15 protein-coding genes are annotated in these 15,049 nt (G+C 64.0%); 8 read left to right on the top strand and 7 right to left on the bottom strand.

Translation table 11 applies throughout. The features are described 5' to 3' along the window. Positions 1-107: 107 nt before the first annotated feature. Positions 108-398: a muconolactone Delta-isomerase family protein gene (locus FJV83_RS04125; protein WP_142886372.1), complete on the bottom strand. Its 291-nt coding sequence runs from the start codon at positions 396-398 to the stop codon at positions 108-110. Between the two features lie 109 nt (positions 399-507). Between FJV83_RS04125 and FJV83_RS04130 the strand changes: the two genes are divergently transcribed. After that, positions 508-1,398: a LysR substrate-binding domain-containing protein gene (locus tag FJV83_RS04130; protein ID WP_142886373.1), complete on the top strand. Its 891-nt coding sequence runs from the start codon at positions 508-510 to the stop codon at positions 1,396-1,398. Positions 1,399-1,426: 28 nt separating this feature from the next. Here FJV83_RS04130 and FJV83_RS04135 read toward each other — a convergent pair whose 3' ends face one another. Continuing rightward, positions 1,427-2,038: a TIGR00730 family Rossman fold protein gene (locus FJV83_RS04135; RefSeq protein ID WP_095794113.1), complete on the bottom strand. Its 612-nt coding sequence runs from the start codon at positions 2,036-2,038 to the stop codon at positions 1,427-1,429. A 142-nt stretch (positions 2,039-2,180) separates the two neighbouring features. On the opposite strand from FJV83_RS04135, the gene FJV83_RS04140 reads away from it, so the two are divergent. Continuing rightward, positions 2,181-3,683 (top strand): LysM peptidoglycan-binding domain-containing protein, encoded by a 1,503-nt coding sequence (locus FJV83_RS04140; protein WP_142886374.1) that lies wholly within the window; start codon positions 2,181-2,183, stop codon positions 3,681-3,683. Between the two features lie 4 nt (positions 3,684-3,687). On the opposite strand, the gene FJV83_RS04145 is transcribed toward FJV83_RS04140, so the two are convergent. Then, the gene (locus tag FJV83_RS04145; RefSeq protein ID WP_142886375.1) at positions 3,688-4,494 is read right to left on the bottom strand and encodes an NAD(P)H-dependent oxidoreductase; all 807 of its coding nucleotides are present in this window, start codon (positions 4,492-4,494) and stop codon (positions 3,688-3,690) included. 93 nt (positions 4,495-4,587) lie between these two features. Between FJV83_RS04145 and FJV83_RS04150 the strand changes: the two genes are divergently transcribed. The 4 genes from FJV83_RS04150 to FJV83_RS04165 all read left to right on the top strand — a co-directional run bounded on the left by FJV83_RS04150 (position 4,588) and on the right by FJV83_RS04165 (position 8,379). Further along, a complete protein-coding gene (locus FJV83_RS04150; protein WP_142886376.1) occupies positions 4,588-5,520 on the top strand; it encodes a LysR family transcriptional regulator in 933 nt (310 codons plus the stop codon). Between the two features lie 166 nt (positions 5,521-5,686). Then, the gene (locus tag FJV83_RS04155; RefSeq protein ID WP_095770697.1) at positions 5,687-6,034 is read left to right on the top strand and encodes a metalloregulator ArsR/SmtB family transcription factor; all 348 of its coding nucleotides are present in this window, start codon (positions 5,687-5,689) and stop codon (positions 6,032-6,034) included. 25 nt (positions 6,035-6,059) lie between these two features. Then, positions 6,060-7,943: an ABC transporter ATP-binding protein/permease gene (locus FJV83_RS04160; protein WP_142886377.1), complete on the top strand. Its 1,884-nt coding sequence runs from the start codon at positions 6,060-6,062 to the stop codon at positions 7,941-7,943. 88 nt (positions 7,944-8,031) lie between these two features. Next, the gene (locus tag FJV83_RS04165) at positions 8,032-8,379 is read left to right on the top strand and encodes an antibiotic biosynthesis monooxygenase (protein WP_095770695.1); all 348 of its coding nucleotides are present in this window, start codon (positions 8,032-8,034) and stop codon (positions 8,377-8,379) included. Positions 8,380-8,401: 22 nt separating this feature from the next. Here FJV83_RS04165 and FJV83_RS04170 read toward each other — a convergent pair whose 3' ends face one another. Beyond that, on the bottom strand, positions 8,402-9,265 hold the full coding sequence (locus tag FJV83_RS04170; protein ID WP_142886378.1) for an SMP-30/gluconolactonase/LRE family protein: 864 nt from the start codon (positions 9,263-9,265) through the stop codon (positions 8,402-8,404). Positions 9,266-9,602: 337 nt separating this feature from the next. Here FJV83_RS04170 and FJV83_RS04175 point away from each other — a divergent pair, with 337 nt between their 5' ends. Further along, positions 9,603-10,301: a phosphatidylserine decarboxylase gene (locus tag FJV83_RS04175; protein ID WP_095770693.1), complete on the top strand. Its 699-nt coding sequence runs from the start codon at positions 9,603-9,605 to the stop codon at positions 10,299-10,301. A gap of 3 nt (positions 10,302-10,304) precedes the next feature. After that, the gene (locus FJV83_RS04180; protein ID WP_032929550.1) at positions 10,305-11,123 is read left to right on the top strand and encodes a phosphatidylcholine/phosphatidylserine synthase; all 819 of its coding nucleotides are present in this window, start codon (positions 10,305-10,307) and stop codon (positions 11,121-11,123) included. A 3-nt stretch (positions 11,124-11,126) separates the two neighbouring features. On the opposite strand, the gene FJV83_RS04185 is transcribed toward FJV83_RS04180, so the two are convergent. The 3 genes from FJV83_RS04185 to FJV83_RS04195 all read right to left on the bottom strand — a co-directional run bounded on the left by FJV83_RS04185 (position 11,127) and on the right by FJV83_RS04195 (position 15,043). Further along, complete coding sequence (locus FJV83_RS04185) at positions 11,127-11,747, bottom strand: TetR/AcrR family transcriptional regulator (protein ID WP_179301189.1); 621 nt, start codon at positions 11,745-11,747, stop codon at positions 11,127-11,129. Between the two features lie 57 nt (positions 11,748-11,804). Beyond that, complete coding sequence (locus tag FJV83_RS04190) at positions 11,805-12,632, bottom strand: NAD-dependent epimerase/dehydratase family protein (protein ID WP_095770691.1); 828 nt, start codon at positions 12,630-12,632, stop codon at positions 11,805-11,807. Positions 12,633-12,820: 188 nt separating this feature from the next. Next, positions 12,821-15,043 carry an AMP-binding protein gene (locus FJV83_RS04195; protein ID WP_142886379.1) on the bottom strand — a complete coding sequence of 741 codons (2,223 nt, stop codon included), beginning with the start codon at positions 15,041-15,043 and terminating at the stop codon, positions 12,821-12,823. Positions 15,044-15,049: the final 6 nt, after the last annotated feature.

The raw sequence follows: 15,049 nt of genomic DNA on the forward strand, positions 1-15,049 counted from the left end.
GGGAAGCCGGTTTCGTGTGACAGTTTCTTGACATCTGCCGATCTCGGTGTGTCGAGCAGGAGCGCGGTGACGGCGCCTTCACCGCCACCGCATCGCGATCGGGTAACTCAGCGCTTCGGCCCAAACCCGGGGTAGGGGTTAAGCGGCACGATGGCGGCGATCTCCATCATGCCGGCCTTGATCAGCGGCAAGGTTGCGAGGTGGCCGCGCACTTCGGCGCCGTCGGCCGCCTCGAACATCATGCCGCTGCCGGGGATGTCGCCACGGTTCCAGACCTGGCGCACCGCGCCTTCGGCATAGAGCGTGCGGCGCTGCTCTGCCTCGCCGGGCAGAAGCGGTGCAAAGTCGGCGTCGCCAAACTTTGCGGTGTTACGGGCGAGAAGGGCAAAGAACTGCATGTCGGTCTCCTTTGGTTGGATGACCGACTATCCCTTTTGAGTAGTCAGACTGTCCAAGACTGATTAGGATAAAGTTGAGACCTTTGAGGTCGTAAAGCTCGGAGAAAAAGTGTTCGACCTGCGCCAGCTCCGCTACTTCATCACCGTCGCCGAAACCGGCAATGTCGGTCGCGCCGCCGAAATCCTGCACATCTCGCAATCGCCACTCAGCAGGCAGATCATTCAGCTCGAGGAGCAACTGGGCGTCACTCTGTTCGAACGGGCAAAGCAGCGGGTTCATCTCAATGCGGAGGGCCGCGCCTTCCTGACCGAGGCCCGCGCTCTGATTGCCAATGCGCGGCGCGTGGAGGAGTTCGGCCGCAGCCTCGCCAGCGGCGCGGTCGGCCGTCTCGCCATCGGCTATGTCGAGGGCGCCGTGCATGCAGGCCTGGTCGCCGGCATGCTCAGGCAATTCCGCCGCGAGCGACCGCAATTGCATCTCAGCCTGATGAGCCTGCGCTCTGCCGCGCAGTTGGAAGGTCTGCGCCAGCGTACGCTCGATCTCGGCCTGGTCTATTCGCCGCCGTCGGCCGACTATCCCGAAATTGCCTCGATGCTGGTCCGCCGCGAGCCGCTGGTGCTGGCGATACCCGATGGCGATGCGCTTACGGCTGTCGCCGACATCGGCCCGCATCATCTCGACGGCCGCCCGTGGATCACCGTGGTGCGCCAGCCCGCCGACACCAACCGCGGTCAGTTCCTGGCCGCTTGCATCGAGGCTGGCTTCGTACCCGACATCGCCTATGAGACCGCCGATCCCTTGACCTCACTCGGCTTGGTCAGCGCCGGGCTGGGCCTGGCGACGGTGCAGGAAAGCCTGCGAAGCGCCGCGCCGCCGGGAATAGTCTTCCGCGACCTGCCCTGGTTCAAGCGCAGCGTGGCGATTTATCTCGCCTGGCGCCGGCAGGACGAGCGCGCGGCGATTGGGGATTTGCGGAAGGCAGTAGGCAGTAGGCGGTAGGCAGGCCCAATTTCCCACTGCCTATTCCCTACATCTTGTCGATCACCGACTGCACGCCCTCGGTCGGGGCGTCGACGGAGGAGCCTGCCACCATGATGGCGGGGACGATGGCCTCCGGGTCGTTGACGACCAGCGGCTTGACCCGTTGCGCGGTGTGGATGAAGCCCTCTGCCGTCATGTGTTCAAGCAACGCCGTCATCGGGTCCCAGAATCCGTTGATATTGCCGAAGACGATCGGCTTGCGGTGATGGCCGAGTTGCGCCCAGGTCATGATCTCGACGATTTCCTCGACTGTGCCGATGCCGCCCGGCAGCGCCACAAAGGCGTCGGATTTCTCGAACATCTTGTGCTTGCGCTCGTGCATGTTGTCGGTGATCAGCAACTCGTCGAGCCGGTCTAGCGCGGTTTCGGTTGCTTCCCTGTTGATCAGGAAGCGGGGAATGATGCCGGTCACCTTGCCGCCGGCCTTGAGCGCGCCTTCGGCGACGGCGCCCATAATGCCTTTGGTGCCGCCGCCATAGACCAGCCGCAGGCCCGCTTTGGCAATCGAGCGTCCAAGCAGGTGCCCGGCCTTGGCATAGATTTCATCGCGGCCGGGAGACGAGCCGCAATAGACGCAGACGGATCGAATCGTGTTCATGCGGATGATTGGTGATTGGGTCTGAATGCGTGGTCAAGCCCCAAGGGTTGACAAGCCGAGGTTTTTCTTGACGGCCCGTTTTTCTTGTCGGCATTGGCAAAACACGCTAGACCGGCATTAGGTGGCTAAGGGGTAGGGAAATATGGCAATTAATCCACTGAAGGCATTCCTGTTCGCGGCGGGTGGGACCGTCGCGGCCGCGGGAACCGCCTATGTATCGGGCGCACTCGACCCGTATCTTCATCCAACGCCGCCGGCGAAGGTCGCGGCCTTGGCGCCGCCCGAGGCGCCGAAACCCGCTGATCCCGGCACGGAAGGGCGACTGCCGGCGCCGGCGGTGCCGGCTGCTCCCGCCGCAGCACCACAGGCGACTGCTCCAGCCGCACCCGCGACAGAGGCTACGGCTCCGGCAGCGCCTGCACCGGCCGCACCCGTGGCAGCCGGCCCGATCTCGCCGACTTTCGATGTCGTGCGCGTCGAGGGCAATGGCTCGATCGTCATTGCCGGCAACGCAGCGCCCAATTCAAAGGTCGAGATCCTGAGCGGCACGACGGTGCTTGGCTCTACCGTGGCAGGTCCCGATGGCGCCTTTGTCATCGTGCTCGATGACCCGCTGAAGCCTGGTGACTATACGATTGCCTTGCATTCGACCGTCGGCACCGTCGTGACCGTCTCGGTGCAGACCGCTGTCGTTTCGGTTCCCAAGGAAGCCGCCGGCCAGGTGCTGGCCATGGTCGAAGAGCCGGGCAAGCCGGCCGAACTGCTGACGGTCCCGGCGCCAGGGACCAAACCGGCAGCACCTGCCACCGGCGACCAGCCTGCTGCTCCGGCGCCGGCCGCTCAAGCGCCCGCAACTGCTGCTCCGGCGCCCGCCGCACCGGCCCCGGCCGTCGCCGGTGCCGCGCCGGCAACACCGCCAGCCGCCGTGGCCGAACCCAAGATCGTCGTCGAGGCGGTCGAGATCGACGGCAACAAGATCTTCGTCGCCGGCCTCGCCGACCCAGGCCGCAAGGTGCGCGCCTACGCCAACGACATCCTGCTCGGTGACGCGCTGACATCGCCGGACGGTCATTTCCTTGTCGAAGCGACGCGCGACATTCCGGTCGGCAGCTACACCATCCATGTCGACGGCCTCGATGCCGACGGCGTGAAGGTCGTGGCCCGCGCCGCGGTGCCGTTCGAGCGCGAGCCGGGCGAAGCGGTTGCCGCCGTGGCGCCTGCCGGGACCAAGCCGGCGGATGCCAAGCCAGCTGAGACCAAGCCTGCCGCATCGGCAGCCGCCGAAGCACCCGCCGCTCCGGCTCCTGCCGCACCGGCAGCGCCGGCTGCGGAGGCTCCGGCCGTTGTCGCTGCCACCACGCCGCCAAGCGACGTGCCGGAGGCCGTGGCGCCCAAGCTCGAACATGCCGACGGCGCCGTGATCATCCGCCGCAACGACACGCTGTGGCGGATTTCGCGACGCGTCTACGGCCACGGCGTGCGCTATTCCACCATCTACCTCGCCAACCAGGACCAGATCAGAGATCCCAACCACATCTGGCCCGGCCAGGTGTTCAAGGTCCCGGAAAAGTCCAAGGAAGGCGAAGCCGCCGACCTCAAGGCAATGGGCGAGCAGGCGACGACGGCGCCGACCAAGGCGCAGTAGAAGCCTACATCGATCGGCTGGCATCGCCTGCTTGGTTGGAGTGAAGGGCGAAACCGTTTGCCCCGGGATCGCCCAGCTCAGGGCGGAGACTCATGCTCGGAATGAGATAATCTCCGCCATTTTGCCGACGGTATGGGATGGGTGTCGTCGTCGGCAGCGTCCGCATCCTCTCACGCAGCTGTTCAGCCACGGGTTGGAAGCCGGTCTCGTCGAGACGATCGACTTTGTAGACCACGAACGGCGGAAGCACGTCGTATCCGGGGTAATAGAGGATCCCGTGATTGATCGGGAACAGCAGGTCGTCGATGGGGCCGTTGATCCCGCGTGGCGTGTAGTGTTCCTCCCAGCCCCCGGCTGTCACGATCAACATAGCGCGTTTCCCGACAAGGGTGCCCTCGCCATAGCGATCGCCCCAGCGCCGATCACTATGCTCACCAACGCCATAGGCGAATCCGTAGGCGAACACACGGTCGACCCAGCCCTTGAGGATTGCCGGCATGGCGAACCACCAAAGCGGGAACTGCAGGATCAAGGTGTCGGCCCACAGCAGCTTCTCGATCTCGGCCTTTACATCCGCGGTTAGCGTGTTGGCCTCGAAACTCTTCTTGGAAGCCGCGACCGGGATGAGCCGCGCATCGGGTTCAAGCGACGGGAAGTCGGCGCGATCGACCTCGGATTTCCAGCCATCGGCGTACAGGTCCGATACGCGCACCTCATGCCCCTGAGCCTCGAGTTCCCTTGTGGCGACGTCACGAAGGGCGCCGCTCAGCGAGCGTGATTCAGGGTGAGCGAAGACGAGCAGAACTTTCATGGGTCAGATCCACTATTGAGGAAACTGACGGCAAGGTAGCCAATGGCCGTTCAATCCACTATATGCAGGTAATGCATAATATTGTGCCGGATAATGGATAAGTCAGACATTACATTCGAGCGCATGCGTACCTTCATTCGCGTGGCCGAGCGTGGCAGCCTGTCGGCCGTAGCGCGGGAATTTGGTGTCGGGCAGTCAACGATCACGCGGCATGTGCGGGAACTGGAAGAAGCTGTCGGCGTGCCTTTGCTCAGCAGGACGACCCGGCGGGTCACGATGACCGCCGAAGGCAGCCGCTATTATGCCAATAGCGTTCAGATCCTGCGCCTCGTCGAACAGGCCAGCGATGAGGCCCGGGGCACGCGTGGCGCGCCCGCCGGCACGATCCGGATAAGCTGCACGGCAGCTTTCGGTGTCTTGCACGTCAGCCGCCTGATCTTCGCTTTTCAGGACCGTCATCCCGACATCGGGATTGACCTCAGCCTCACGGATGAGCGGGTGGACCTCGTCCGCGAGGGTGTCGATATCGCCGTCCGGCTGGGGCCGCTCACGGACAGCTCGTTGAAGCTGCGGGCCCTCGGCCAGTCGCGGCGTCTGCTCGTGGCGTCTCCGGATTATCTGGCGGCGCGGGGACGGCCCGTCGTCCCTTCGGATCTGTCCCGGCATGAGGGCATCCGGATGTCGAACGTGGCGGGCAGCGAAACGCTCGCTTTGCAGGGCGCCGGCGGCGAACGCCACACAGTGCCTTTCGCGGGGCGGTTGCGGATCGATCATGGACTTGCCGCGCGGCAGGCCATGATCGCCGCTCGCGGGATCGCGCCGGCGCATCGATGGCTTGTGGACGATCTCCTGGCGGCGGGCTTGCTCGAGACGATACTGGCGGATTATTCGCTGCCATCCGTCCCGCTGAACATGTTGATTGTCCCGGAGCGCGCAGGCGTCGCAAGGGTCCGCCTGCTGGTCGAATTTCTGGCGGAACAGATCGCCGCTATTCCAGGGATCGAGAAATCCATCTCGGAGCATTGATGCATGCTGCCCAAGAGTGACCTCGATTTTTTTGGGGGGACGACATGCATGGAAACAAAGACCTAAAGCGCGTCGCATGAATCCGGTTCTGCGCTTTTGCCGCCGTTCGATCTGCCCGGAAGAGTAGCTTGCGGCGGTGCCGTCCATCGTCTATCGCCGATGAACGATGACCGAATCCGCCCTTGAAACAGATCGCGCTGCCGGCGCTCCACCCAACCGCAGCTCGGATAGCCACGCTGTCGCGGCGCAATTTGCGGCGTTGTCGCATCCGGCGCGCATTGAGATACTGAAGCACCTCTCGGCCAGCAATTCCTGCTGCTGTCGCGAGGTCGTCGACCGTTTCGATCTGGCGCAGTCCACCGTGTCGCAGCATCTGAAAATACTGGTCGAGGCCGGTCTGGTCCGCTTCGAGCCCGACCGCCAGCGCTCGCGCTATGCCGTTGATCGCGTGGCCCTTGCCGATGTATCGGCATCGCTGAACGCCCTCGTCAATTCCTGCTGCTCCGGCCGCTGACCCTCTCACCCAAAAGGCAAGAAAAGTGGTCGAAAAAACCGTCTCCGCCGACACCTCAACGCTCACGACATTGCGCAATTTGTGGCCCTATATGTGGCCGGCCGACCGCGCCGATCTCAGGGCGCGTGTCACCTGGGCTACGCTGCTGCTGGTCGTCGCCAAGCTAACGCTGGTGGCCGGTCCCTATTTCTTCAAATGGGCAACCGATGCGCTGGCTGGCGGCTTCAAGACGCCGCCGCCGCTGCCGTCTTTCATGCTCGCCCCGGTGATGCTGGTCGTCGCCTACAATGTGCTGAGGCTGGTTCAACTCGGCTTCAACCAGTTGCGCGACGCGTTGTTTGCCCGCGTTGGCCAGCATGCCGTGCGCCAGCTTGCGTTCCGCACCTTCGTCCACATGCACCAGCTGTCGCTGCGCTTCCACCTGGAGCGCCGCACCGGCGGTCTGTCGCGCATCATCGAGCGCGGCACCAAGGGTATCGAGACGATCGTGCGCTTCATCATGCTCAACACGGCGCCGACCATCCTCGAATTCGCGCTGACCGCCGGCATATTCGGTTTTACCTATGGCTGGAAATATGTGGCCGTGGTGGCGATCACCGTCTGGCTCTATGTCTGGTTCACAGTCAAGGCGAGCGACTGGCGCATCTCGATCCGTCGCGACATGAACGACAGCGACACCGACGCCAACACCAAGGCGATCGACTCGCTGCTCAATTTCGAGACGGTCAAATACTTCACCAATGAGCGCATGGAAGCCGACCGCTTCGACCGTTCGATGGCGCGCTACGAGGTCGCCGCCACCAAGACCTGGACCTCGCTCGGCTGGCTGAATTTTGGCCAGGGCGTCATCTTCGGCCTCGGCACGGTCGTCGTCATGTGCATGTCGGCGCTGGAGGTGCAGGCCCACACGCAGACCGTCGGCGATTTCGTCTTCATCAACGCCATGCTGGTGCAGCTTTCCGTGCCGCTCAACTTCATCGGCTTCATCTACCGTGAAATTCGCCAGGGCCTTACCGATATTGAGCACATGTTCGACCTGCTCGACGTGCCGCAGGAGATTGTCGACAAGCCGGACGCCAAGCCGCTCACCGTCGGCGCGGGCAAGGTCGAGTTCCGCGACGTGCATTTCTCCTATGATCCCAATCGCAAGATACTGAAGGGTGTTTCCTTCGACGTGCCGGCCGGCAAGACGGTCGCCATTGTCGGGCCGTCGGGCGCCGGCAAGTCGACCATCTCGCGGCTGCTGTTCCGCTTCTATGACGTGCAGGCCGGCCAGGTGCTGATCGACGGCCAGGACATCCGGGATGTCACCCAGGACAGCCTGCGCGCGATGCTCGGCATGGTGCCGCAGGACACGGTGCTGTTCAACGACACCATCGCCTACAACATCCGCTACGGCCGCGTCGGCGCGAGCGAGGAGGAAGTCCGCAGGGCCGCCGAACTCGCCCAGATCGGGCCGTTCATCGAAAAGCTGCCAGACGGCTACAAGTCGATGGTTGGCGAGCGCGGGCTGAAGCTTTCCGGCGGCGAAAAGCAGCGCGTCGCGATTGCCCGCACCATCCTGAAGGCGCCGCCGATCCTGATGCTCGACGAAGCGACTTCGGCGCTGGACAGCCACACCGAACAGGAGATCCAGGCCGCGCTCGATCTCGTCAGCAAGGGCCGCACCACCATTGTGATTGCCCACCGTCTGTCGACGGTGATTTCCGCCGATGAGATCATCGTGCTCAAGGACGGCCAGATCGCCGAACGCGGCACCCATGTCGAGCTGATGCGCAAGCACGGCCTCTATGCCTCGATGTGGGACCGCCAGCGCGAGGCGACCGAAGCCGAGGAGCGCCTGCGCCTTGCCCGCGAGGGCGACGAGTTCGGCGTCATCGTTCGCCGGCGGACGTCGGAGGTAAATTGATTTTTCCGCTTGACCTCAACTTAAGTTGAGATTGTACGCCGCTCCTGGAGCCCCGAAAACACCATCATCCAGGAACGGAACAATCGAAATGAACGACATAAATCAGAACGTTAACGGCGGCAGCGTGTTCAGGGTGGACAAGTTCGTCGTGCCGGCCGCCGCCCGCGAGGAGATCCTCGTCAAGGTCAGGACGACGCACGAATTGCTGCGCCAGCAGCAGGGTTTCGTGCAGGATTTCCTGCTCGAACAATTTTCAGGGCCGGGCGAATTCAACCTGGTGACGATCGTCGAATGGGAGAGCCAGGCCGCCGTCGACAAGGTCGTTCCGATCGTCAAGGCCGCGCACGAGCGCATCGCCTTCAATCCGCAGGAGACGATCGCCCGGCTTGGGGTGCGCGCCGACATTGCCAACTATCAGCGGATTCCCGAGGCATAGAGCAACGTGAACTGCTCCAGGCTTACGGCCAGCCGACGCCGGGTGCCGGCGCTTCCACGCTGAGCACCTGGCCGGTGCGTGCGTCGCTGACCATGTGCTCGAAGCCGCGCCACTCGGCAGCGACGATGAACAGCATCCTCCTGTCCGCACCGCCCAGCATGCAGGCGAAGCAGCCGCGATCGACGGTGACGGTCTGCAGCACCTCGCCGCCCTCGCGCATCCGCACGCAGTGCTTGTTGGGGACATCCGCGTACCAGATCGCGCCTTCGGCATCGAGGCAGATACCGTCGGGATAACCGTCGAGGTCGGCCCAGACGCGCCGGTTGGACAGGCCGCCGTCGGCGGCGATGTCGAAGGCGGTCAGCCGGTTGCCATGGGATTCGGCAAGGATCAGGGTCTTGTTGTCCGGGGTCACCGCCATGCCGTTGGCGAAGGCGATGTCGTCAGCCACTTGGCGGAGCGCGCCATCCGGCGTGATTAGCACGATGGTGCCTGGGCCGAAATGCTCACCGGCAGCCGGCGCGGGGCCGCCGCCATTGACATAGATGTTGCCGCGCCCGTCGACGACGATCTCGTTCCACGGGCTTTTCGACAGACCGCGCAGATCGGCATGGGTGACGAGCCTGCCATCAGCCTCCTGCCGCAACAGCAAGCCTTCGCGGCCTGAGACGACAAGCAGGCGTCCATCCGGCAGCCAGTCGATTGAATAGGGCAGGACGGCCGGCACGGTGAGCATGATTTCGCGATTGCCGTGCGCATCCATCGCGATGATCTCGCCGGCACCCCAGTTGCAGACCCAAAGGCGTCCGTCATGCCAGCGTGGGGATTCGCCGAAGGCAAGGCCGGCGGTGACGAGACGCGCCGGTGCGGCCGATTGTATCTGCATTACGGACCTCCTTGTTGCGCGTCATCATGGCTGAAAAGGCTTTGGAAGGACGCTGTCTCACCCAAGGACGGGCGAGGGGCCTTCTTTCCGACAGCCGCCTTGTTATTCCGTTCAGGGAACATTGCCGGTAGGGCGTTGGCACCGCATGACGGCGGCTTGTCGGTTGTCGTCGGTATCGACCCGCGGGTCTTGACCGTGCCGCCAATATCGCACGTGCTGTAGCCCCGTCGTCGCGCCCGCCAGCCGCAGCCAATGTGGGGTCGCCGATTGTCGCGTTGCGGGCAGGGGGTGTTTCGGCTATTGAGGCCGGACCTGAAACAGGGACCGCCCTCACCCCATGAGCCTTGTCGACACGGTCAAGAACGCGTTCGTACCGATCCATCGTGAAGGCTACCCCTTCATCGCGGCCTTTGGCGCGGGCACACTTTTCCTTGGCTATTTCTCCTCGATACTGTTCTGGATCGGCCTGATCCTGACCGCCTGGTGCGTCTATTTCTTCCGCGATCCCGAGCGCGTCACGCCGGTCGACGACCGCCTGGTCGTCAGCCCCGCCGACGGCATCATTTCTGCGGTCGGCCCGGCCGTGCCGCCGCGCGAGCTTGGCCTCGGCAATGTCGAGATGACCCGCATCTCGGTGTTCATGAACGTCTTTTCCTGCCACGTGAACCGCGCGCCCGTGCGCGGCCGCATAACCAAGATCGAGCATCGGCCCGGAAAATTCCTCAACGCCGAACTCGACAAGGCCAGCACCGAGAACGAGCGCAACGGCCTGGTCATCGAGAGCCCCAACGGCACGGTGGCCGCCGTCCAGATCGCCGGCCTGGTGGCGCGCCGCATCGTCTGCTGGGCCGAGGCCGGAGGCTCGATCGGCACCGGCGAGCGTTTCGGCCTGATCCGCTTCGGTTCGCGCGTCGACGTCTTCCTGCCTTTGGCCGCGACGCCGCGTGTCGCCGTTGGCCAGACGGCGGTCGGCGGTGAAACCGTGCTCGCCGAATTCGGCGGTGTCGCCGGCACCCCGCTCGTCAGGATTTCCTGAGCCTTGGGCGCGCCGTTCAAGAAGTTCGAGGCCCATGCCAGCGGCGGTCCGCGCATCCGCGAGATCCCGATGCGCATGGTGCTGCCCAATCTGGTCACCGTGCTTGCCATCTGCGCCGGCCTGTCCGGCATCCGCTTTGCCTTCGAAGACCGCTTCGAGACAGCGGTGGTGATGGTGCTGCTGGCTGCCTTTCTCGATGGCATCGACGGCCGGCTCGCACGCATGCTGAAGGCGACTTCGAAATTCGGCGCGCAGATGGATTCGCTCGCCGACATCGTCAATTTCGGTGTCGCGCCGGCTCTGGTGCTGTATGCCTTCCTGCTCGATCGCGCCGGCTCGCCGGGTTGGATAGCCGCCCTTCTGTTCGCCATCGCCTGCGGGCTCAGGCTCGCCCGCTTCAACGTGCTCGACGACGAGAAGGCCGAGCGGCCCCTGTGGCAGTCGGAATATTTCGTCGGCGTGCCGGCGCCGGCGGGCGCGGTGCTGGTGATGCTGCCGCTCTATCTGTTCTTCCTGAGGCTCGGGCTGGAGCCAAGCCGCCCAGCCGCCTTCGTCGCCACCGGCTTCACCATCCTTGTCGCCTTCCTTCTGGTCAGCCGGCTGCCGGTCTATTCCGGCAAGAGCATCAAGATCCCGGGCGACAGGGTGCTGCCGGTCATTCTGGCCGTGGTGCTCTACATCCTTTTGCTGATGACCTATCCCTGGTACACGCTGACGGCATCGGTCGCGGGTTATCTGATCTTCCTGCCGTTTTCCGTGCGCGCCTATTCCAAGCGCGCCAAGCTCGAAGGCGAGAAGGTACCGCCTTCGGACATAGGCTGATCGCTAGACTGGTCTAGGTCGCAAGCCGCCAAGCAACAGATCGCCCCAGGCGGAGGCAAAGCGTTCATCGCTGATCTCGATTGCACGTTCACCCCAGATCGCTTCGAAGACCCGGAACATGGCGACGCTGCCGACGATCACGGCGGCGATCGCCTCGCTGTCGTGCGGGCGCAATTCGCCCTGACGCTGGCGCTCCCGCAGCCATTCCGCGACGGCAAGATAAGTGCTTTGCATGATCTCGCCACGTGCGGAGGCTTTCAGCGCGGGGAAATGCTCCAGGTCGCGCCACAAGATCCGAAGCACGTCGCGGTTGGCGCCGAGCTTTTCAAGCATGCGCTCCACAAGGCGCCGCGAACTTTCGTCGATGGAAAGCGTTGTCTCGCCAAGTTCGGCACGGCCTTCCCGTGCCGTATCGACAAACTGATCGATCGCGGTGGCAAGCAGGTCCTCTTTTGAAGGGAAGTGCTTATAGAGTGCGCCGGAGCCGCGCGACAGGCCTGCCGCCTCCTGAATGTCGGGAACGCTCGTCCGGTCGTAGCCTCGCTCGGCAAACAGTCGGATGGCTTCACGCAGAATGCGTTCCCGTCCAGTTGATGGCGGTTTCATAGCGGATCCCAGCTCCATGACTAGGTAGGGGATTCTCAGAGGACAATAACACCACGCGCACAATCACAAACGGCGCTAGCCGGCGGCCTGGCGATGCGAATCGACTGCCACGTGCTTGTGTCGTTCGCAAAGCCACGCCCTCCAGTTCCTTTGACCAAGCCGCTCATTGGTTTCGACCAAACCCATTTTGAAGCTCATCTTGCGGCTGACCGGCAGTGGCAGGACGAGCCGCCTGAGCCCGAGCGCATCGCAGTATTGCCGTGCGAAACTCGAGAAGGGCATCAGATCCGGGCCGCCGATCGCAGGGCGTACCCCGCGCTTCCCGTCATTCACCGCCTCCGCCAGATAGCGGGCTACATCTCGCGTATCGACGGGATTTGAGAGCGAATTTGGCAACGGCCAGACAGGCAGCCATTTCAGCCCACCCAGCATCTGCTCCAAGAGGTAGTAGAATGGCGTTGCGCGAATGACTGACCACGCAAGCGGGCACTCCCGCACAAGCTGTTCGCCCGCCAACTTTGCTCGGGCATAGGGCAGGCTGCTGAATTCGAGGCCGACGATCGACACGAAGATGAAGTGGCCGATACCGGCGCGACGCGATGCTGCAAGCAAGCGCCGCGTGCCTTCGACATCGACGCTTGTCGGGCTGAAGAAGAAGTCAATCGGCCTCATGCCGCGCCTGGCGATGGGCGAGAGGGTCGCGGCATGGATCACGGTGTCGATGCCGCCAAGCGCGTCATCGATGCCTTCGCCGGTTGCCAAGTCGCCCAAGGCCCATTGCAGGGAGGGATCATTCATCGGCTTCCTGGCGAGCAATCTGACGACGTGACCGGCCTGGGACAGCGCCGGCACAAGATCGCGACCGAGATGTCCGGTCCCTCCCGTGACAAGGATTTTTGCCATGTGCAGCTTTCCTCCAGGTTGGAAATCTTGCTCCGATGGAGAGTGAATGGTCACTCACCACTTTGGCGATTCTTTGGCGAGGGGCCATCTTCAGGGGTGTCGAGGCATGGAAGAAGCGTGAATCCTACCGGATCTCGCCGATCATCCCGGCTTGCCTGAGGTGAAACGATTGGTTGGATCTGGCGGCGTTACGCCGCGATGCCCCGCCCCAGCCTGTCGATCGCCAGCTTTCTGGTCGAGACATAATCGGTCTTGCCGGAACCGAGCACCGGGATTTCCTCCACCTTGACGATGTCGTTCGGCACCATCAGTTCGGCGGCCCCGGCCTTCTTGCCGAACTGGCGCAGCTCTTCAGGATTGGCATCGTCGGCGGTGGTGACCAGCACGATGCGTTCGCCGCGTCTCTTGTCGGGCACCGCCACCGCCGCATGGCGTTCTTCCGGCCACAGCGACTGCACCAGCATCTCGACCGCGCCCAGCGACACCATCTCGCCGGCGATCTTGGCGAAGCGCTTGGCGCGGCCGCGAATGGTGATGAAGCCTTCGCGGTCGACGGCGACGATGTCGCCGGTGTCGTGCCAGCCGCTCAGCGGCTGCAACTCTCCGGGGCGGTCTGATGTCATGTAACCCATCATCAGATTCGGTCCGTCGAGCCACAACTGGCCGGCATCCGATATGCCCTCGACCGGCTCCAGCTTCATGCGCATGGCCGGCAGCAGCCGCCCGACCGTACCGTCGCGCCCATGGAGGGCGGTGTTGACGGCAACCACCGGCGCGGCCTCGGTCAGCCCAAACCCTTCGATGATCTCGGCCTGGAAGCGCTCGCGGTAGACGCGGCGGGTTTCCGGCTTCACAGCCTCGGCGCCGGCAACGACGAAGCGCAGGCTGGAGAAGTCGCCGTCCTTGGCGGTGCGCGCATAGCTGGCGAGGAAGGTGTCGGTGCCGAACATGATCGTTGGCTTCACCTTGCGGGCGATCTCCGGGATGATCTTGTAATGGAGCGGCGAGGGATAGAGGAACAGCTTTACCCCGGTGACCAGCGGCAGGATGGTGCCGCCCGTCAGGCCGAAGGAATGGAACACCGGCAGCACGTTGAGCAGGATGTCGGCCGGCGAGATGGTGATGCGCGCCTCGGCCTGCATGGCATTGGCGAGAAGGTTCTTTTGCGACAGGACAACCGCCTTCGGCGTGCCCTCGGAGCCGGAGGTGAACAGGATCACGCCCGGCTTGGCCGCATCCTGGCGCTGCAGCGGCAAACGCCACAGCAAGGCGGCGGCAAGCTTGTCCAGCGCGGTGACGCTGGTCCGAACATCTTCCAGCCACAGCAGCCTGGCACCGCCCTTTTCGACCGCGGCGACGATATCGGCGAGATCGGCCTTCTCGACGAAGGCCCGCGATGAGATGACGGTGCGGATGACGGCCGTGCGCACGGCGGCGGTGACGCTCGCCGGCCCGGCCGTGTAGTTGATCATCGCCGCCACCCGGCCCGCTGACAGAAGTCCGACGAATGACAGCACGACGCCATTGGCGTTGGGCAGCATTATCCCCACCGCTTCGCCTGGCGCCGTCACCGCCTCGAAGCGCCTGCCCAACACGCGGGCACCGATGAACATCTTGCGGTAGCTCAGTGCGCCCGAGATGACGTCCTCGATGATCGGATGCGAGGCGCCGACCCTGGCTGCCGCATCGCGCATGGCCAGGAACAGGCCGCGGTCGAGGTGGTTGCCGAAAAGCCGGGCCTCGGCGACGCGGTCGAACAGCGAATTGGTGTTCGAGGCCTGGTCCGGATTGCGTGCCACCAGTTCGGCGATGGTCATCGGCTCCAGTACGCTGATCGAGAGCCGCGGAAACCAGTGCCGCGGGGCCTTGGCCGCCGGCGTCAGGGAAACAGGCAGGCTACGGGCACCGGCGACAAAGATCGGCACGATGCGGGCGTCAGCCTGCATGGCAATGCGGGTGACGGCGCGAAACAGCCGAAACGTCTTGACGTCAGGCTCGACTGCGTCCGGCAGATAGACGGCGAGCCGGCCCTTGCCCTTCAGCACACGCACCAGCCGGCGGCTGACGAAAAGATGTTCGGCATTGAAGGCGATCGTTCGGCCAAGCTCACGCCAGGGTTCCAGCCACGGCGAGCGTGCCGAGACCTCGTCAAGAATGTGCAGCGTGTCATCCGGCAGCAGCGACAGCATCAGCGCTGGTTCGAAGCGCGACTGGTGCGAGATGACGTAGATGACGGGAGCCTGCGCCTTGCGCGCGATCCTGATGCGGCTGTCGTTGATCCGGTAGGCGAGCTTGAACGGCACGTAGAGCATCGCCTGGCTGAAACGCAGGTCGAGGCGGAATTTCTCCACCACGCCGATCAGCAGCCAGGCCAGAACGAGACCCGCAAGCAGCGCCAGTGTCAGGATCATGCCGCT

Source organism: Mesorhizobium sp. WSM4307, from assembly GCF_007003945.1.
In the GTDB taxonomy this organism is placed as follows: Bacteria; Pseudomonadota; Alphaproteobacteria; order Rhizobiales; family Rhizobiaceae; genus Mesorhizobium.